At 69.0% G+C, this 580-nt stretch carries 1 protein-coding gene; it reads left to right on the top strand.

Annotated elements, in window-relative coordinates:
• Nucleotides 1-580: DUF7847 domain-containing protein (locus PGX04_RS31040; protein ID WP_425498470.1), on the top strand; the 580-nt coding region annotated here is incomplete at both ends.

Raw genomic sequence — 580 nt, 5'->3', positions numbered from 1 at the left:
TCCGCCGTCGTCGCCGCCGGCCAGCTCGCGGCCTGTTACGGTCGGCTCCGGGACGAGCGCGGCCTCGTCGCCGGGATCGACGGCGTTCGCCGCTACTGGCTTCGGTTTCTCGGCTTGTTCGTCCTCGAGTCCCTGTGCTGGGTGGCGGTACTCGGTGCCATCGGCATCGGAACGGCGCTGTTCGGCGGCATCGTCTCGCTCGCGACGGGGTCCGCGGCCCTCGCTCTCCCCGTGGTCATGCTCGGTACACTCGTCGCGTTCGTCGTCTTGCTCGTCGTTCGCGCGCTGTTCGCCTTCGCGCCGGTCGCGATCGTCGTCGACGACGCGGGCGCGTTCGGCTCGCTACGGAACGCCGCCGGATTCGTTCGCGCGCAACCGGTGGAAGCGGCCTTTTACTACGTGATCGCGATCGGGATACTGGTCGGGCTGTCGACGCTCACCGGACTGTTTTCGCTCGTCGACGTCGTCACCGTCGGCTCGCTGGTCTCCGCGCTGGTCGCGATGCCGGCCCTCGATCTGTTGAAGACCGCCGTCTACTGCGGCTATCGGGACCGGTTGACTCCGCCGGAGCCACCGACGC

This window comes from Natrinema soli (assembly GCF_028618695.1).
Note: the sequence above shows the minus strand (reverse complement) of the source record. Positions and strands in the feature narration are given on the sequence as shown.